The organism is Glycomyces paridis (genome assembly GCF_004912155.1).
GTDB classification, from domain to species: Bacteria; Actinomycetota; Actinomycetes; order Mycobacteriales; family Micromonosporaceae; genus Glycomyces; species Glycomyces paridis.
Genome location: NZ_STGX01000017.1, coordinates 39,588 through 57,477, shown reverse-complemented (window position 1 = coordinate 57,477; position 17,890 = coordinate 39,588). Strand labels below are relative to the sequence as shown.

Below are 17,890 nucleotides of genomic sequence, written 5' to 3'. Positions count from 1 at the left end.
CCGCCCGGGGGTCGGTGGTGGTCGGGAGCTATGACTTGATGGTGACGTCGCGCAGCTCGCAGTCGCCGCCCGGCCCGTTGTAGATCGGGTGGACGAGGACGTTGTCGAGGCGCTCGGAGTAGAAGTAGTTGATCTTCGAGGCGAACAGCGGTGCGCTCGGGAAGACCTCGGCGAGGAGCGCCTCGGCCTCCGCGTAGAGCTCGATGGCCTCGTCCAGCGACGCGGCCGCGCCGGCCTCGGCGATCTTGGCGTTGTAGGCCTCGTCCTCGAAACCGGTGTTGTTCACGGAGGCGCCGCCGCCGTAGATCGGTTCGAGGTAGTTCTCGTTGAGGTTGTAGTCGGGACCCCAGCCGTCGCGGAACGGGCCCTCGATGGCGTGGCCGTCGCGGGCGTCCAGGTAGTCGGGCCAGGCCACGGTGACCAGCTCGTACTCGATGCCGAGGGACTCGGCGATGGAGTCGCCGATCGCACGGAAGATCGCGGTGTTGTCGTTCGCGTCGTTCACCCAGATCTGGAGCTTCTCGCCCTCGGGCCAGCCGCCGGCCGCCTCGAGGAGGGCCTTCGCGCCCTCGGGGTCGTACGTGCAGTACTCGCCGCAGGCGCCCCTGCCGCCGCCGAGGATCGATTCGGGGACCCAGGAGTCGAGCGGGTCGAAGCGGTCGGGACCGATGACGTTGATGACGCCCTCGCGGTCGATCGCCATCGAGATGGCGCGGCGCAGGTCGACGTTCTGGTAGCGCTCGTCGTACAGCGGGAACGCGAGCATGGTGATGCTCGGGTCGCTCTGCTGGACCAGGCGCGAGGTCAGCTCCTCGTCGGCCATCGCGGACTCGTAGTCGGGCGCGGTCGGCCGGCAGACGTCGATGTCGCCGGTCTGGAAGTCGGCCCAGCAGTCCTGGCCCTCCAGGTAGACCTTCCAGTTGACGCCGTCGATCGAGGGCTTCTTGTCGCCCGGGTAGTCCTCCCACGTCACGGCCGTGCCGCCGGACTCCACATTGTACGGTTCTTCGAACATGAAGGGGCCGTTGCCGATCGGCTTGGCCTCACAGGCTTCGAGGTCGTTGAGGCACTCCTCGGCGATCGGGTAGAACGCCTCGTAGCCGAGCATCGTCGGGAAGCCGATGAACGGCGCGGTGAGCTTGACTTCGAGGGTGAGGGGGTCGATCGCGGTGAGACCGGAGAGGTGCGTGGTCTCGACCGTGTCGTACTCGGGCACCTCGGGGTCGGCCCAGGTGTCGGCCGGAAGCGGGTCGGGGTTCATGTCCGCGTAGCCCTCGATGGTCGCGAAGAAGTAGTTCAGTCGCGCCACGTTCGGGGCGTATGCGGTGCGGTCCCAAGACCTGATGAAGGAGTCCGCGTCGACCGGCTCGCCGTTGTGGAAGGTCAGGCCGTCCTTGATCTTGATGGTCCAGGTCTGGTTGTCGTCCGAGGTGATCGACTCGGCCACGAGGTTCTCGGGCTCGCCGGTGTCGATGTTGTAGTAGACGAGGCCGTCGTAGACGTTCTTCATGACCCGGTAGCCCTCGGACTCGCCCGAGCTGCCGGGGATGAGGCTGTAGACCTCGCCGATCTGCATGTTGATGAAGGCGTCGCCGCCGCCGCCCTCACCGTCGACGTCGCTCTCGTCGCCGGTACAGGCGGCCGTGGCCACCACCGTTCCGGCGGCGGCCAAGGCCGCCACCGCCATTCGCATTCGTCGCACTGGACGCTCCAGAGTGTGAGTGGGTCGTGGGATACCTCACACCATGGCGTACAACACAAGCTAGCGAAAGGGTGCGTTGTGAAATCGTTACCTGTCGGACGGTAAGCAGAGACCTAGCAGCCATAGGATTTCGGCGCTATTGCCCACAGATGGCCATGTACCGCGACAGATGTTTCGTCGGCGGGTCAAGTTGACCGGTGTGTTCACTCAGGCAACAGGTATGCGGATGCCTCGGCCGCCGCGGCCGGTCCGTAGGACTGCTCCAGGCGCTGCACGAATTCCACCGGGTTCACCGCGTACCCCTGCGGCCCTACGGTTTCGAGCGCGAGCGCCGTCAGTTGGCTGCCGACCTCGGCCGAGCGGCGCACGCTCATCCCCCACCCCAGCCCGGCGAGCAGGCCGGCCGCGAAGGCCTCGCCCGCGCCGGCGGGGTCGATGATCTCGCGCACGCGGGGGAAGGGCACGCGCACGCGTTCCATGTCGTGGCCGGCGATCTCGACGCCGTCCTGGTCCAGAGTGGTCACCCGGACGCGGACGCGCTCCAGCAGCTCGTCGTCGCTCAGGTCCGTGGAGGCGAGCAGGACCTGGTGCCGCTCGCGGTCCGTGACGAGGAACTTGGCGCCGGCGACGAACTCGGCGGCCTCCCCGCCCTCCAGGTCGCCGGGGTCGGCGCTGAACTCCAGGCCGAGGTCGCGGCACTGGTCGGCGTAGGCGTGCATCGCCTTGGCGTCGCCAGGTCCGATGTGGACCAAACCCAGGGTGCCGCCGCGCTCCATCACCTCGATGAGGTCGAGCTCGTCGGCGCCGATGACGACGGGCGCCTGGCCCAGTCGGCTCATGCCGAGGCCGATGGTCTCGGCCGTGGTTCCGGTGACGGCGGTCTTCATGCCTTGCACGACAAGTGGCACAGCAAAGGTCCTCGTTCGGTCGGGGACGTGGAAACGGTTCGGGAGTGCGTTCGCGGGCGCGCCGCGGGCAATGCGGCGAACACGGTGCAGCCCGGCCGACCCTCGGGATCGACCGGGCTTGAGACTGCTCGGCGGTCGGGTCCGGGCCTTGCGGGCTGATGAGCGGCGGACCGCCGGGCTTCGCGGTGAAGCCCGTCGGCGGCGGCGGGCGGCGTGCGCCCGCGGCGAGGTCGCCGTCTCAGGAGTCCCGCCGTGGCGCTGCGGACCCCGTCCCCTCTAGTGGAAGGAGTCGCCGCAGGCGCAGGAGCCTTGGGCGTTCGGGTTGTCGATGGTGAAGCCCTGGGCGTCGATGCGGTCGGCGAAGTCGATGTTCGCGCCGATGAGGTAGGGGACGCTCATCTTGTCGACCACGACGCCGAAGCCCTCGTAGTCCTGCACGACGTCGCCGTCGCGCACGTCGGTGTCGAAGTACAGGCCGTAGCGCAGGCCGGAGCAGCCGCCGGGGCTGACCTCGACGCGCAGACGCAGGCCTTCCTCGCCCTCCTGCTCGATCAGGGCTTTGACCTTGGTGGCGGCCGCGTCCGTGAGCACGACGCCGACCTTGGCGTTGTCCTTGACGTCGTTGGCCTTCTCGGTGTCGGCCTGCTGAGTGGCGCTCACTTGCAACTCCTCTGATGTGTGCGAGATCCAAGTCTTTCGGGTCTCTTCGACCCGTCAACACTACCCAACCGGTTCGGACGCGTCGCTATTCCCGACGTCACAGGGCGCGGATCTGGAGGCTCGATGCGCTCCAGTGCTCGACGGTACCTACTCATGCCATTCGGTCGCCACCCGCGCGGCGAGTGCGCTGAGTCCCTCCACCGGCGCGGCCATCGCCGCGGCGGTCCCGCCGACGTGGTCGGCGACCGAGTGCACGCCGGCGAGGCCGGGGTGCTCGGCGAGGTCGGAGCGGCCGGCCAGGACCAGGCAGGGCGTGGAGTGGGCGGCGGCCGCGGCGGCGACCTCGGCGGCGAGCTTGCCGCGCAGGCTCTGGGCGTCGAAGGAGCCCTCGCCGGTGATGACGAGGTCGGCTTCGGCGACGGCGGCGTCCAGGCCCACCGCGTCGCAGGTCAGGCGCGCGCCGGACTCGCGTCGGCCGCCGAGGAGGAACAGGGCGAAGCCGATGCCGCCCGCCGCGCCGGCGCCGGGCAGGTCGGCGAGGCCTGGGAGGTCGAGGTCGCGCTGGGCGACCTCGGCGAACCGGGCGAGGGAGGCTTCGAGGACGAGGAGGTCGCGGTCGGTCGCGCCCTTCTGGGGGCCGAACACGTAGGTCGCGCCCTCGGGTCCGAGGAGCGGGTTGTCGACGTCGGTGGCCGCGATGATCTCGACGCCGCGGGTGCGCGGGAGCCATTCGAGGATCGCGGTAAGGCCCGGGCCCTCGCCGCCGTAGGGGACGGGGTCGCCGTCGGTGTCGCGCAGGACGCAGCCGAGGGCGGTGAGCATCCCGGCGCCGGCGTCGTTGGTCGCGGAGCCGCCGAGTCCGATGACGAGGCGGCGGGCGCCGTGCTCGATGGCGTGGGCCATGATCAGGCCGAGGGCGTAGCTGGTGGTGCGGCGCGGGTCGCGCTCGGCGGCGGTGAGGTGGTGCAGGCCGCAGGCGTGGGCGGATTCGATGTAGGCGGTCGCGCCGTCGCGCAGGTAGTGGCCCCAGGTCGGGCGCCCGAGGGGGTCGGAGGCGCGGACGTGGTGGAGGACGCCCGAGGGGAGGGCGTGTTCGAGAACCTCCACGAAGCCGGGCCCGCCGTCGGCGAGCGGCAGGGTCACGGTCGTGTCGTCCGGACGGGCGCGGCGCCAGCCGTCGGCGACGGCGTCGGCGGCCTCGGCGGCGCTCATGGTGCCGGCGAACTTGTCGGGAGCTATGAGGATGCGCACACCAAGAGCGTAGAGGATGCCCGAGGCGGTCGTGTAACCGCTTGCCGGGCGGCGGCGGAGCGGTGGTGGTGGATTCGGAAGCGGTTGCGCGGCGCGGGGCGGCGGCGTGTCGGCGGTCCGGGGGTCGGGCGTGTCGGACCGCCGGTCCCCCCGGCTTCGATGGTGCCCGGAGGGTGCGACGGCGCCCGTGGACGGGCCGCGCCCGAAAGGTGAGTCCGCCTCGATTCGGCGGTCCCCCCGGCTTCGATGGTGCCTCGGGGGTGTGACGGCGGACCCGACGGGTGACGGACGGGGCCGGAGGGTTCGGTGGAGCCGAGGAGGGCTCGGAACGGATTAGGATGGCGCGTATGACGGGCTTCAACGAACCTGCATCCACTCAGACCGCGCTGCTGCTGCTCGGGCGGGGGACCGACGCCGGCTCCGAGCGCGGCGTCGACTGTCCCGGCGAGCTGCCCGCTCCCTCCGACCCCGATCTGGTCGCGCGAGCGACCGCCGCCAAGGAGGCCCTCGGCGGCAACGTGTTCGTCCTGGGCCACCACTACCAGCGCGACGAGGTGATCCAGTTCGCCGACGTCACCGGCGACTCGTTCAAGCTCGCGCAGCAGGCCGCGGCGCGCCCCGACGCGGAGTACATCCTGTTCTGCGGCGTGCACTTCATGGCCGAGAGCGCCGACATCCTCACCGGCGAGCACCAGCAGGTGATCCTGCCGGACCTGGCCGCGGGCTGCTCGATGGCGGACATGGCCACGGCCTCGCAGGTCGAGCAATGCTGGGAGGACCTCCAGCGGGTCGGGATCGCGGACGTGACCGTGCCGGTCACGTACATGAACTCCACGGCCGCCATCAAGGGCTTCGTGGGGCGCGAGGGCGGCCTGGTCTGCACCTCCTCGAACGCCGAGCGGGCACTGCGGTGGGCGTACGACCACGGCGAGAAGGTCCTGTTCCTGCCCGACCAGCACCTGGGCCGCAACACGATGGTCCGCGAGCTGGGCTACTCGCTCGACGACTGCGCGCTCTACAACCCGCACAAGCCGAACGGCGGCCTCACCGACGAGGAGCTGCGGAACGCGAAGATCATCCTGTGGAAGGGCCACTGCTCGGTCCACGGGCGCTTCACCCTCGAATGCGTCGAGGAGATGCGCCGCCTCGACCCCGAGGTCAACATCATGGTCCACCCCGAGTGCAAGCACGAGGTGGTGGCCGCGGCCGACTACGTCGGTTCGACCGAGTACATCATCAAGCGCCTGGAGGAGGCCGAGCCCGGCTCCTCGTGGGCCGTGGGCACCGAGCTGAACCTGGTGCGGCGCTTGGCGAACCGCTTCCCGGACAAGAAGATCTCGTTCCTCGACAAGACGGTCTGCTACTGCTCGACCATGAACCGGATCGACCTGCCGCACCTGGTGTGGGCCCTGGAGGAGCTGGTGGCCGGGCGCGTCCCGAACACCATCACCGTGGACCCGGCCACCGCCGCGTACGCGCGCGAGGCCCTCGACCGGATGCTCGCGCTGCCGTAGTCCCGGGTGCGGGCCCCGTCTCGGGCGGGGTCCGCATCACGCCCGCGGAGGGGCCCGCGTTGCACGAACGAGTGGTGCGCATGATCACCGTGGGTTATGGCGCCACCTGGGCGTTTTCCTTGTGGCTATTCCGTTATCGTTGGTCCGCCACCTGAAGTTCACGGCTCCCGAGCAGCGTCGTGAAACCAGGCTCCCGGCCGACCGTCACCGCCGCGGACCCGCCGCCGGCACCGGCGCTTCCCGGCTTCAGATCCAGAACTCCACCCATCGAGGAGACCTGTTGAGCAGCACCGACGCCACCCCCGAGACCGCCGCCTCCGACGACGTGCTGATCGTCCACGGCGGCACCCCGCTCGAAGGCGAGGTCACCGTCCGCGGGGCGAAGAACCTCGTCTCGAAGGCGATGGTCGCGGCGCTCCTGGGCACCTCCCCCTCGATCCTGCGCTCGGTCCCCGCGATCAGGGACGTCGAGGTCGTCACCGGGCTCCTGCGCGTCCACGGCGTCGAGGTCGAGCTCGACGGCGACACGCTGTACATGGACCCGACCTCGGTCGAGTCCGCCGGCGTCGAGGAGATCAACGTCCACGCCGGGACCAGCCGCATCCCGATCCTGCTGTGCGGGCCGCTCCTGCACCGCCTCGGCCGGGCCTTCATCCCCGACCTCGGCGGCTGCAACATCGGCGGTCGCCCCATCGACTTCCACCTGGACGCGCTGCGCGAGTTCGGCGCCGTTGTCGAGAAGGGCCCCGACGGCACGCACCTCTCGGCCCCGAACGGCCTCCACGGCATCCGCTACGAGCTGGAGTACCCCTCGGTCGGCGCGACCGAGCAGGTCCTGCTCACCGCCGTCATGGCGAAGGGCACGACCGAGCTGCGCAACGCCGCGATCGAGCCGGAGATCGTGGACCTGATCTGCATCCTCCAGAAGATGGGCGCGATCATCAAGGTCCACACCAACCGCGTCATCGAGATCGTGGGCGTCGAGGAACTCAAGGGCTACTCGCACCGGGCGCTCCCCGACCGCATCGAGGCCGCCTCGTGGGCCTCGGCGGCGCTCGCCACCGGCGGCAACGTGTTCGTGCGCGGCGCCGAGCAGGCCGACATGATGACCTTCCTCAACGTGTTCCGCTCGATCGGCGGCGCCTACGAGGTCGACGACGACCCGAACACCGGCGGCATCCGCTTCTGGCACCCGGGCACCGCGCTCAAGCCGGTGGCCCTGGAGACCGACGTGCACCCCGGGCTCATGACCGACTGGCAGCAGCCGATCGTGGTGGCCCTCACCCAGGCCGACGGCCTGTCGATCATGCACGAGACCGTGTACGAGAACCGCTTCGGCTACACCTCCGAGCTGCGCCGCATGGGCGCCAACATCGAGCTGTACTCCGACTGCCTCGGCGGGACCCCCTGCCGGTGGGGCCGGCGCAACTTCCTGCACTCGGCGGTCATCGCCGGGCCGTCGAAGCTGCACGCCGCCGACCTCCAGATCCCCGACCTGCGGGCCGGGTTCAGCCACCTCATCGCCGCGATGGCCGCCGAGGGCACCTCGCGCGTCTACGGCGTCGACCGCTACATCACGCGCGGTTACGAGAACTTCGAGGCCAAGCTCCTCGGCCTCGGCGCCAAGATCGAGCGCCCGCGCCCCTGACCTACGGGAACGGCCCCCGATCAATTGGGCAAACCGTAAATTTCGGGGGCCGAACACCCGTGGGTATGCTTGGAGGACACCGCCCGCCGCGAGTTGAGGAAGGCCGATCGTCAGTGGGGAAGAAGTCCGCCCAGGCAGTCCCTGCCATTGAGGAACCCAAGCCGGTCTCCGCCACCGACAAGAAGGGGAAGGCCACCCCGAAGCGGCCCAACCAGTCCAAGGCGCGCCCCCCGGTCAACCCGCCGTTGACCAACAAGGAGAAGCGCGAGGCCGTCAAGAAGTCCGGCCCGCTCACCAAGGAGCAGAAGCGCCAGGCCAAGGACGACGTCCGGGCCGAGCGCGCCCGCATCGCCGAGGGCCAGTGGAAGGGCGACCCGCTCTTCGACAAGTACCACCTGCCCCGCGACCGCGGCGCCGAGCGCCTGCTGGTGCGCGACATCGTCGACGGCCGCTGGTCGGTCGGCCAGTACTACATGTTCGCGGCCTTCGCGATCCTCATCTTCTCCACCTCCGGGAACGTGCAGCTCCAGGGCTACCTGTTCATCGCGCTCTTGGCGCTGACGGCCGTCATCGTCCTGGAGTCGGTGCTCCTGTGCCGCCGCGTCAAGCGCCTGGTGTTCCAGCGCTTCCCCAAGACCGAGCAGCGCAAGGGCTCCCTTTACTGGTACGCGATCCAGCGGAGCATCATGCCCCGTTCGATGCGCAACCCGCGCGCCCGCATGAGCTACAAGGCCACCGAGGACGACCTCGGCAAGGTCGTCAAGTAGGGGGCGGGGCCCCGGCCCTGCGACCCGGGGCGGCGCGCCCGCGCCGCCCGTCCCATCGGCCAGGCCCGGCGCACCGCGGTGAACCCTCCCGGGTCCCCGATGGCTTACCCTCGAATAGTCGTAGCCCTTCCCGACCCCGGAAAGTAGTCAACGTGGTGGATGTCGCGGCGGACTTGCGGGCGGGGTTGTTCCGCGCCCTCGGCCCACTCGATCGCGCCACGATGCGCCACGCGATCGCCGACACCGTGGCCCTCCAGCAGATCCGCGAGGAGGCCACGATGCGCCTCGGGCGCCACGCCGCCGAGGCCGACCAGTCGCGCCTGCTGGGCGTGCGCGCGGTGATCCTGCGGGTCCTCGGCGACTTCGACGCCGCCGAGGTCGACGCGGCCGCCGCCGTCAAGTACGCCGAGGCCGTCGGCGCCGACCTCCTGCTCGCCCCCGCCCGCGCCCGCCTCGGGCAGGTCCTGCGGGTGCGCGGGCGCTACGAGGAGGCCGACCAGCTGTTCGCGCTCGCCGAGGCCGGCGAGCTGCCGCGGACGCTGACCGGCGCCGTCCGCGCCTACGCCGGGCTCTCGTGCATCGCGCAGGGGCGCATCACCGAGTCGCTCATCCACGTCCAGCGCGCCTCGGAGCAGAACCCGCACGGCTTCGTCATGCAGATCGTGGAGACCGCGCTCGCGATCATCGAGGAGCACGCCGCCAAGACCGGGTTCGGGCCGCCGCCGCGCGGCTGGCCCGAGCGGGCCGGGCATCCCGCGCCGGAGCGGTTCCAGGACCAGCAGACCGGCCGCTTCGGGTACCTCGGGCCGAACGGGCAGCCGGTGGTGCAGGCCGCGTTCAGCCAGGCCGGGGACTTCCGCGGCGGGGTCGCCGCGGTGTGCCAGGCCGACTGGGGCGCGATCGACCGCAACGGCACCGTCGTCGTCCCGATGCTCTACAGCTCGATGGAGACCCCGACCGCGGACGGGCGCACCGTCACCGGGTTCGTCAACGGCGTCGCCGCGGCCTCCCAGCGCGGGCGGGTGCTCGTCGTGCACCGGTCGGGGCGGGTCGTGGTGCCGCCGCGCTACCAGCGCGTGGAGGTCCATCCTTCGGGGTTCCTCGTCACCGACGGGTACTCGTGGGGGGTGCTGGGCCTGGACGGCGGCGAGATCGTGCCGGTGCGCGCCGACAAGGCCGAGGCGCTGCGCACGCTCGACGCGGCGGTGTCGATCGACGACGGCCCGCTGTAGGTGACGCGGATCGCCCGCGCGGTACGGCTATCGGCGGGGGCGGTGTACCTGTGACGGTGATTGCGTTGACGCTAGCCGTGCGGCAGGTAGGCTTTCGGGCATGGAATTCCGTCATCTCGGCCGCTCCGGCCTCGTCATCTCCGAACTGGTCTACGGCAACTGGATCACCCACGGCGGGCAGGTGGAGGAGGACGCCGCGGTCGCATGCGTGAACGCGGCCCTCGACGCCGGCATCACCACCTTCGACACCGCCGACGTGTACGCGCAGGGCGCGGCCGAGGAGGTCCTGGGGCGCGCGCTCAAGGGCCAGCGGCGCGACGGCATCGAGATCTTCACCAAGGTGTACTGGCCGATGGGCCCGGGCAAGAACGACCGGGGCCTGTCCGCGAAGCACATCAGGGAGTCGATCGACAACTCGCTGCGGCGCCTCCAGACCGACCGGGTGGAGCTGTACCAGGCCCACCGCTGGGACGTGGAGACCCCGCTCGAGGAGACCATGCAGGCGTTCGCCGACGTGGTGCGCTCGGGCAAGGCCCAGTACATCGGCGTCTCGGAGTGGACCGCCGAGCAGATCCGGGCCGCGGCCGACCTGGCGAAGGAGCTGAAGATCCAGTTCGTGTCCTCCCAGCCGCAGTACTCGGCGCTGTGGAGGGTCATCGAGGCGGAGGTCGTGCCGGCCTCCGAGGAGCTGGGCATCGGCCAGATCGTGTGGTCCCCGCTGGCCGGCGGCATCCTCTCGGGCAAGTACAAGCCGGGCCAGGGCGCTCCGGCGGGCTCGCGCGGCGCCGACCCGAAGTTCGGGCGCTTCGTGGAGAACTGGCTCAAGGACGACGTGCTCGAGCGCGTGCAGCAGCTCGGCCCGATCGGCGAGGAGCTGGGCCTGAGCATCGCGCAGCTGAGCCTGGCGTGGGTGCTCCAGAACTCGAACGTGTCGGCGGCGATCATCGGCGCGACCCGCCCCGAGCAGGTCGAGGAGAACGTCAAGGCCGTCGGCGTGAAGCTCCCGGCGGAGGTCTACGCGAAGGTCAACGAGCTCCTCGCGCCGGTCGCCGTGACCGACCCGAAGGAGACCACGGCCCCGAACCCGCGGGCCTAACGCGTCACCGGGCGGGCCCGCCGCGAAGGCCAGGGCCCGCTGCGACAACTGAGGATCGGCCGCATCGAACCATTCGATGCGGCCGTCCCTTTTGAACCAGGAGCGCTGGCGGCGCACGAAGCGGCGCGTGCCCTGGACGGTGCGGCGGAAGGCCTCGTCCTCGTCGTACTCCCCCGCGAAGTGGGCGAGCACCTGCTGGTAGCCGAGGGCGCGCCAGGCGGTGCGGCCCTCGCGCAGGCCGCGGGTCTCCAGGGTCCGGACCTCGTCGAGGAGTCCGGCGTCCCACATGGTCCGCACGCGGCGCTCGATGCGCTCGTCGAGTGCGGCCGTGTCGAGGTCGACGCCGATGCGCACGGCTTCCAGGTGCGCCTTCGGTTCGGGCAGCGACGCGGTGAAGGAGCCGGTGAGTTCCACGACTTCGAGCGCGCGCACGACGCGGCGGCCGTTGGAGGGCAGGATCGCCTTCGCGGCCTCGGCGTCGAGGTCCCGCAGGCGCTCCCACAGCGCTGCGGAGCCGTGGGCTTCGAGGTCGGCTTCGAGTCGGGCGCGGATCTCGGGGTCGGTGCCGGGGAAGTCCATCTCGTCCAGGGCGGCCTGCACGTACAGGCCGGAGCCGCCCACGAGGATCGGGCGGCGTCCGCGCGAGCGGATGTCGGCGATGGCTTCACGGGCGAGGCGCTGGTACCCGGCGACGTCGGCCGTCTCGGTGACGTCGAGGACGTCGAACACGTGGTGGGGCACCCCGCGCCGCTCCTCGGGCGTGATCTTGGCCGTGCCGATGTCCATGCCCCGGTACAGCTGCATCGAGTCGGCGTTGACGACCTCGCCGTCGAGGGCCAGCGCGAGGGCGACGGAGAGCGCTGTCTTGCCGGCCGCGGTGGGGCCTACGACGGCGATCACCGGCGGCTGTAGGGTGGGGGTGCCGCCACCCGCCTCCCGGCGGAGTCCGCGGGCCATCAGTCGGCGGTCTCGGCGGCGTTCGCGAGCTGCGGCTCGGGATGGCTCAACGGAATGACCCCCTCGGTTCGTGCGGTCCCACCCGGCTGGCGGGGACCCGCCGACCACCGTAGGGTACGGGAAGTACGTACCCTAGTTCGTGTGAAGGATTTGAGATTACCGCGATGAGTGACCTCGGAGACTGGACCAGCTTCGGCCGCATCGACGCCGACGGCACGGTCTATGTGAAGACCTCCTCCGGAGAGCGCGCGGTCGGCTCCTGGCAGGCCGGCTCCACCGAGGAGGGCATCGCGCACTTCGCGCGCAAGTACGCCGACCTCGTGGTCGAAGTCGATCTCATCGCCGCGCGCCTGAACTCGGAGTCCGCCGACGTGGAGCAGGCGGCCTCGCAGCTGCGCAAGCTCCGCGAGGGCCTGGACACCGCGGCCGTGGTCGGTGACGTCGACGGCTTGGCGACCCGCCTGGACGGCCTGTCGAAGCACGCCGACGACAAGCTGGGCGAGTTCAAGGCGGCCAAGGACGCCGAGCGCGCGGAGGCCGTCGCCGCCAAGGAGGCCCTCGTGGCCGAGGCGGAGGAGCTGGCGGCCCGCGACAGCCACTGGAAGGCCTCGGGCCAGCGCTTCAGCGAGATCATCGAGGAGTGGAAGTCGATCCACGGTGTGGACCGGAAGACCGACCAGAAGCTGTGGCGCCGGTTCTCGGCCGCGCGCGACACCTTCACGCGGCACCGGGGCGCCTACTTCTCGCAGCTGGACGCCGAGCGCAAGGTGATCGGCCAGAAGAAGGAAGAGCTGATCGCTCAGGCCGAGGAGCTGGCCGCGTCGACCGACTGGGGGCCGACGGCCGACCGGTTGAAGGGTCTGATGAACGAGTGGAAGGACGCCGGGCGACTGGCGCCGGACGCCGAGCAGAAGGCCTGGAAGCGGTTCCGGGCGGCGCAGGACGTGTTCTTCAACGCCCGTTCCGAGGTGTTCTCGGCGCGCGACGCGGAGCTGGACTCGAACCAGGCCGCGAAGGAGGAGCTGCTCAAGCAGGCGGAGGCCCTCGACATCGAGGCCGACCCGAAGGGCGCCCAGCAGGCGTTCCGGGAGCTCCAGGCGGGCTGGCACGACATCGGCGCGGTGCCGCGCAAGAACCAGGCGAAGCTGCAGCGTCGTCTGCGCAACGTCGAGGACAAGCTGCGCGACGCGCTGGACTCGGCGTGGCGGAAGGTCCCGGTCGAGGAGAACCCGCTGCTGCTCCAGATGCGCCAGCAGGTCGCCGAGGCCGAGGAGAAGCTCAAGCGCGCGAAGGCCGACGGGAACGCGGGCCGGATCAAGAAGGCGGAGTCGGAGCTGGCGAGCAAGCAGCAGTTCCTGAAGTTCGCCGAGGGCAGCAAATAGCGCGGCCCGAAGATGAACGTGAGTCACGACGGCGTGGACCGAACCGGTCCGCGCCGTTCGCGTTCCCGCCGTTCCCTTCACCGTCCCCCTCCGCACCGCGCTTCGCCGAGCCGTGAACCTGCACGTCCCCCCGACAGGAAGGCAGCCGCATGACCATCGAGACCCTCCCCCGGCAGTTCCACGACGCCGAGAAGATCTTCAACCTGCGTGACGTGGGCGGCTGGGCCGCCGACGGGGGCCGGACGGTCCGCACCGGCAGGGTGTTCCGCTCCGACAACGTGGGGCGCCCGACCGAGGCGGACCTGGACCTGCTGGTGAACCGGCTGGGCATCCGCCACGTCATCGACCTGCGACGGGCCGAGGAGTGGGAGGTCGCGGGCCGGTTCCCCGAGGTCGAGGGGGTCGAGTTCCACCACTTCGAGCTGCTGCACGTCCGGTGGGAGAACATCGGCCGGCCCTACCCGGAGGGCGCGGCGACGGTGCCGTTCCTGCGCCAGCGCTATTCGGGGATGCTCGAATCGGGGTACCAGGCGGTGCGCGACTCGCTCGACGTGATCGCGGGCGGCGAGCCGGTCCTGTTCCACTGCATGGCGGGGAAGGACCGGACGGGCCTGGTGGCCGCGTCGCTGCTGTCGGTGCTCGGCGTCGGCGAGGAGGACATCGCGGCGGACTACGCGCTGTCGAACCACGGGATCGCGCGCTGGAAGCGGTGGCGGGACGAGCACCTCGGCAAGCCCGCGACCGAGAGCGGCCTGACGACGCCCGCGGAGGCGATGCTGGAGACGCTCGCGGAGATGCGGGAGCGGTTCGGGTCGATGGGCGAGTACGTGACGGCGACCGGTTTCGACCGGGCCGAGGAGCTGCGGGAGCTGCTGCTCGATTGAGCATCGCAAGGGCGTGAGCGGGCGGGCGGCTCCGGCGGGGCCGTCCGTCCCGTAGAACGGACACCGGAGTAAAACGTTTTCCAAATTGTTTTGCGAAGGGCCGCAACCGGATCGAACAGAATCCGAGTTTTACTTACCGGCCGGCCGGTGAAATCGGGTTGCCGGGAGGCGTACCCCGCTCGTACCTTGGTGCAGTGGGCTCAGAGCGGTTGAAAACTCCAGAACAGTCAGAGACGGATGCTCCCCCGCCGCGTCGGTCGGCACTGACGAACCTGTGGCGGATCAAGAAATACCTGTACCCCTACCGATTCCGGTTGGCCGTGCTGTGGTCGATGGTGCTGCTCAACATCGTCACCGGCCTCGCCATCCCCCCGCTGGTCGGACGGGCCATCGACGGCCCGATCACCGACGGCGACCTCCCCGGGCTGTGGAAGATCGTGGCGGCGATCGCCGTCCTCGGCGCGCTCGACGCGCTCCTCAACCTGACCCGGCGGTACTTCCAGACCACCACGGCCATGGCGATCGAGGCGGACATCCGCGGCGGGCTCTACGCGCACCTCCAGCGGCTCCACACCGGCTTCCACGACCGCTGGCAGACCGGCCAGCTCCTCGCGCGGGTCACCTCCGACCTGGGCATGATCCGGCGGTTCTTCGCCGGCGGCATGGTCTTCGCGATCACCTCGATCGGCATGATCGTCCTCATCATGGGCCAGCTGCTGTTCATCGAATGGCGCCTGGCCCTCATCGTCGCCGCCTCCGCGGTGCCGCTGTTCCTCATCGGACGCGGGTTCTTCAGGAACTACCTGCCGATGGCGCGCGCCGAGCAGGACCAGTCCGGCGAGGTCTCCAGCGCCGCCGAGGAGTCGGCCCTGGGCATCAGGGCGATCAAGGCCCTCGGGCGCGGGCCGCTCATGGCCGAGCGCTTCGACAAGGAGGCCGCCGAGCTGCGCGACCGCGGCGTCAGCAAGAGCCTCGTCGCCTCCCGGTCCTGGTCGGGCTTCACCGCCATCGCCTCCGCGGCCCTCGGCGCCACGCTCGTGCTCGGCTCGATCATGGTCGCCGACGGCGCCATGTCCGTGGGCGACCTGACCGCGTTCATCATGCTCCAGCTGGCGATCCTGTGGCCGATCGAGGCGAGCGGCTGGGTCATGGCCCACGGCAACGAGGCCATGACCGCCGCCGACCGCGTCTACGAGGTCTTCGACACCGAACCGGCCATCAAGGACCGGCCCGGCGCCGTCGCCGTCGACCGCGGCTCCGTGCGCGGCGAACTCGTCTTCGAGGGCGTGCGCTTCGGCTACGAGGACGACACGCGCGACATCCTGCGCGGCGTCGACCTCACCGTGCGCCCCGGCGAGACCGTCGCCATCGCGGGCAAGACCGGCTCGGGCAAGTCCACGCTCGTGTCGCTGCCCTCGCGGCTCAACGACCCGACCGGCGGACGCATCCTCCTCGACGGCGTCGACATCCGCGACATCCGGCTCGCGAACCTGCGCTCGGTGGTCACCACCGCGTTCGAGGAGGCCACGCTGTTCTCCATGAGCGTGCGCGAGAACCTCGCGCTCGGGCGGCCCGAAGCCGACGAGCGCGACCTCGAAGAGGCCCTCCGGGTCGCGCAGGCCGAGTTCGTGTACGACCTGCCCTACGGCCTCGACACCCGCATCGGCGAGCAGGGCCTGTCGCTGTCCGGCGGCCAGCGCCAGCGCCTCGCGCTCGCCCGCGCCGTCGTCGTCAAGCCCGCGCTGCTGGTCCTCGACGACCCGCTCTCGGCGCTCGACGTCCACACCGAGGAGCTCGTGGAGCGGGCGCTCGCGCAGGTCCTGCGGGACACCACCGCGCTCGTGGTCGTGCACCGGCCCTCGACGGTGGCGCTGGCCGACCGGGTCGCGCTGCTCCACGAGGGTCGCATCGCGGCCGTCGGGGCGCACTCAGAACTGATGGGCACCAGCCCCGAGTACGTGGACGTGCTTTCTGCCGAATCTGAGGAGGTGGCGGCATGACGCTGGCCGAGCCGACCGGCAAGACCGACAAGCCCGACAAGCACTCGCACTGGCGGGGCCACGCGGAGTCCTCCGAGGCCGACCGAACCAGTGCCGAAGTGGACGACGCCGAGTCGATCAAGGAGCTGCGGAGCCAGTCGCGGCGCCTGCTCGGGTCGATGATGCGGCCGCACAAGAAGGGCATCCTGTTCCTGTGCGGCATCCTGGTGGTGCAGAACTTCGCGAGCATGGCGACGCCGCTGCTGGTCATGTACGGCATCGACCACGGCATCCCGGCGCTGACCGACCGCGACGACTACTCGATCGTGGCGACGATCGGGGTGGCGTTCGCGGTCGTGGCGATCCTGGAGTACCTGTGCGTGCGCCTCTACATCGCGCAGTCGGCGAAGGTGAGCGCGGCGATGCTGTTCGCGCTGCGCAGCAGGGTCTTCCGCAAGTTCCAGCAGTTGTCGGTGTCGTTCCACGAGCGGTTCACGTCCGGGCGCGTCACGGCCCGGCAGAGCTCGGACATGGAGTCGATCCGGGAGATGACCGAGAACGGCGTGGACGACCTGGTCCTGGCCGCGCTCAACGTCGTCACCATCACCGTGGTCATGCTGGTCATCGACGCGCGGCTGGCGGCGGTGGCGCTGCTGACGTTCCCGCTCATGCTGCTGCTGGGCCGCTGGTTCAGCAAGGTCTCGGCGGTCGCGTACCGCAGGGCCCGCGAGACGGTGGCCCTGCTCATCGTCTACTTCGTGGAGTCGATGGGCGGGGTGCGCGCGGTCCAGGCCTACCGGCGCGAGGAGCGCGACCGGGAGCTGTTCGCCGGCCTCAACACCGACAACCGGTTCGCGCAGGCGGCCGGGCACCAGCAGAACGCGTTCATGGCCGGCGGGATGCGCGGCATCGGGCACCTCGCCACCGTCGTGGTGCTGCTGTTCGGCGGCTGGCAGGTCATGCAGGGCAACACCGAGCTCGGCGTCCTGGCGGCGTTCCTGCTGTACATGAAGCGGTTCTTCGACCCGCTCAACGAGCTGGTGCAGTTCTACAACGTGCTCCAGTCGGCGACGTCGGCGCTGGAGAAGATCTCCGGCGTTCTGGACGAACCCGTCGAGGTGGCCGAGCCCGAGGAGCCGCGCGCGATCGAGCGGCCGCGCGGCGAGCTGCGCTTCGACGGCGTGCGGTTCCAGTACCGCGACGACCAGGTGGTGCTGCCGGGCCTGGACCTGCGCATCCCCGGGGGGCAGACGACGGCGCTGGTCGGCTCGACCGGCGCGGGCAAGACCACGATCGCGAAACTCGTGAGCCGCTTCTACGACCCGAAGGCGGGCACGGTCTCGCTCGACGGCGTGGACCTGCGCGACCTTGCAGAGGCCGACCTGCGGGCGAACATCGTCATGATCACCCAGGAGAACTTCCTGTTCAACGGCACGATCGCCGAGAACATCGAACTGGGGCGGCCCGGCGCTCCGCGTGAGCGGATCGTGGAGGCGGCCAAGGTGGTCGGCGCCCACGAGTTCATCGACGCGCTGCCCGACGGCTACGACACGCACGTGCGCAAGCGCGGCGGCCGCCTCTCGGCGGGCCAACGTCAACTGGTCGTGTTCGCGCGGGCGTTCCTGGCCGACCCGAGGGTCCTCATCCTCGACGAGGCGACCTCCTCGCTGGACATCCCCTCGGAGCGACTCGTGCAGCGGGCCCTGCGCACCATCCTGGCCGACCGGACGGCGATCATCATCGCCCACCGCCTCTCGACCGTGGAGATCGCCGACCGCGTCCTGGTGCTCGAACACGGCCGCATCATCGAGGACGGCCACCCCGAGGAGCTCATCGACCACGGCGGCGAGTACGCGACACTGCACCGCCAGTGGGAGGACAGCCTCGTCTGAGTCCCGGGCGGGCGGCGC

General features: G+C 70.5%; 13 protein-coding genes and 1 pseudogene. 9 read left to right on the top strand and 5 right to left on the bottom strand.

What is annotated here, in order from left to right; all coding sequences use genetic code 11:
- Positions 1-28: 28 nt before the first annotated feature.
- The 4 genes from E9998_RS20455 to E9998_RS20440 all read right to left on the bottom strand — a co-directional run bounded on the left by E9998_RS20455 (position 29) and on the right by E9998_RS20440 (position 4,521).
- Positions 29-1,693, bottom strand: a complete 1,665-nt coding sequence (locus E9998_RS20455) for a peptide ABC transporter substrate-binding protein (RefSeq protein WP_240037697.1) — start codon at positions 1,691-1,693, stop codon at positions 29-31.
- A gap of 212 nt (positions 1,694-1,905) precedes the next feature.
- Positions 1,906-2,610 (bottom strand): PfkB family carbohydrate kinase, encoded by a 705-nt coding sequence (locus E9998_RS20450; RefSeq protein ID WP_136531549.1) that lies wholly within the window; start codon positions 2,608-2,610, stop codon positions 1,906-1,908.
- 276 nt (positions 2,611-2,886) lie between these two features.
- A complete protein-coding gene (erpA, locus tag E9998_RS20445; protein ID WP_136531548.1) occupies positions 2,887-3,270 on the bottom strand; it encodes an iron-sulfur cluster insertion protein ErpA in 384 nt (127 codons plus the stop codon).
- 147 nt (positions 3,271-3,417) lie between these two features.
- A complete protein-coding gene (locus E9998_RS20440) occupies positions 3,418-4,521 on the bottom strand; it encodes a glycerate kinase family protein (protein ID WP_136531547.1) in 1,104 nt (367 codons plus the stop codon).
- A 347-nt stretch (positions 4,522-4,868) separates the two neighbouring features.
- On the opposite strand from E9998_RS20440, the gene nadA reads away from it, so the two are divergent.
- From nadA to E9998_RS20415, 5 genes are all read left to right on the top strand, one after another.
- Entirely contained in the window at positions 4,869-6,035 is a 1,167-nt protein-coding gene (nadA, locus tag E9998_RS20435; RefSeq protein ID WP_136531546.1) for a quinolinate synthase NadA, read from the top strand.
- Between the two features lie 280 nt (positions 6,036-6,315).
- Positions 6,316-7,683, top strand: a complete 1,368-nt coding sequence (gene murA / locus E9998_RS20430) for a UDP-N-acetylglucosamine 1-carboxyvinyltransferase (RefSeq protein ID WP_136531545.1) — start codon at positions 6,316-6,318, stop codon at positions 7,681-7,683.
- A gap of 113 nt (positions 7,684-7,796) precedes the next feature.
- Positions 7,797-8,450, top strand: coding sequence for a DUF3043 domain-containing protein (locus tag E9998_RS20425; RefSeq protein ID WP_158299904.1), 654 nt, complete (start codon positions 7,797-7,799; stop codon positions 8,448-8,450).
- A 221-nt stretch (positions 8,451-8,671) separates the two neighbouring features.
- Positions 8,672-9,682 (top strand): WG repeat-containing protein, encoded by a 1,011-nt coding sequence (locus tag E9998_RS20420; RefSeq protein WP_136531543.1) that lies wholly within the window; start codon positions 8,672-8,674, stop codon positions 9,680-9,682.
- A 100-nt stretch (positions 9,683-9,782) separates the two neighbouring features.
- Positions 9,783-10,778, top strand: a complete 996-nt coding sequence (locus E9998_RS20415) for an aldo/keto reductase family protein (protein ID WP_136531542.1) — start codon at positions 9,783-9,785, stop codon at positions 10,776-10,778.
- A gap of 30 nt (positions 10,779-10,808) precedes the next feature.
- Here the strand turns inward: E9998_RS20415 and miaA are convergent.
- Positions 10,809-11,735, bottom strand: a pseudogene (miaA, locus tag E9998_RS20410) (tRNA (adenosine(37)-N6)-dimethylallyltransferase MiaA); the annotation flags it as partial.
- A 164-nt stretch (positions 11,736-11,899) separates the two neighbouring features.
- On the opposite strand from miaA, the gene E9998_RS20405 reads away from it, so the two are divergent.
- From E9998_RS20405 to E9998_RS20390, 4 genes are all read left to right on the top strand, one after another.
- Positions 11,900-13,117 (top strand): DUF349 domain-containing protein, encoded by a 1,218-nt coding sequence (locus E9998_RS20405; RefSeq protein ID WP_136531541.1) that lies wholly within the window; start codon positions 11,900-11,902, stop codon positions 13,115-13,117.
- Between the two features lie 149 nt (positions 13,118-13,266).
- Positions 13,267-14,001 carry a tyrosine-protein phosphatase gene (locus E9998_RS20400; RefSeq protein ID WP_136531540.1) on the top strand — a complete coding sequence of 245 codons (735 nt, stop codon included), beginning with the start codon at positions 13,267-13,269 and terminating at the stop codon, positions 13,999-14,001.
- A gap of 332 nt (positions 14,002-14,333) precedes the next feature.
- Positions 14,334-16,001, top strand: a complete 1,668-nt coding sequence (locus tag E9998_RS20395; protein ID WP_136531600.1) for an ABC transporter ATP-binding protein — start codon at positions 14,334-14,336, stop codon at positions 15,999-16,001.
- Positions 15,998-17,872: an ABC transporter ATP-binding protein gene (locus E9998_RS20390; protein WP_136531539.1), complete on the top strand. Its 1,875-nt coding sequence runs from the start codon at positions 15,998-16,000 to the stop codon at positions 17,870-17,872. The genes E9998_RS20395 and E9998_RS20390 overlap by 4 nt, the downstream gene beginning before the upstream one ends.
- Positions 17,873-17,890 lie beyond the last annotated feature (18 nt).

Coding starts and splice junctions, on each gene's coding strand:
- E9998_RS20455 (WP_240037697.1), bottom strand. CDS start 1,693: ATGCGAATGGCGGTGGCGGCCTTGGCCGCCGCCGGAACGGTGGTGGCC.
- nadA (WP_136531546.1), top strand. CDS start 4,869: ATGACGGGCTTCAACGAACCTGCATCCACTCAGACCGCGCTGCTGCTG.
- E9998_RS20420 (WP_136531543.1), top strand. CDS start 8,672: ATGCGCCACGCGATCGCCGACACCGTGGCCCTCCAGCAGATCCGCGAG.
- E9998_RS20415 (WP_136531542.1), top strand. CDS start 9,783: ATGGAATTCCGTCATCTCGGCCGCTCCGGCCTCGTCATCTCCGAACTG.
- E9998_RS20405 (WP_136531541.1), top strand. CDS start 11,900: ATGAGTGACCTCGGAGACTGGACCAGCTTCGGCCGCATCGACGCCGAC.
- E9998_RS20400 (WP_136531540.1), top strand. CDS start 13,267: ATGACCATCGAGACCCTCCCCCGGCAGTTCCACGACGCCGAGAAGATC.
- E9998_RS20395 (WP_136531600.1), top strand. CDS start 14,334: ATGGTGCTGCTCAACATCGTCACCGGCCTCGCCATCCCCCCGCTGGTC.
- E9998_RS20390 (WP_136531539.1), top strand. CDS start 15,998: ATGACGCTGGCCGAGCCGACCGGCAAGACCGACAAGCCCGACAAGCAC.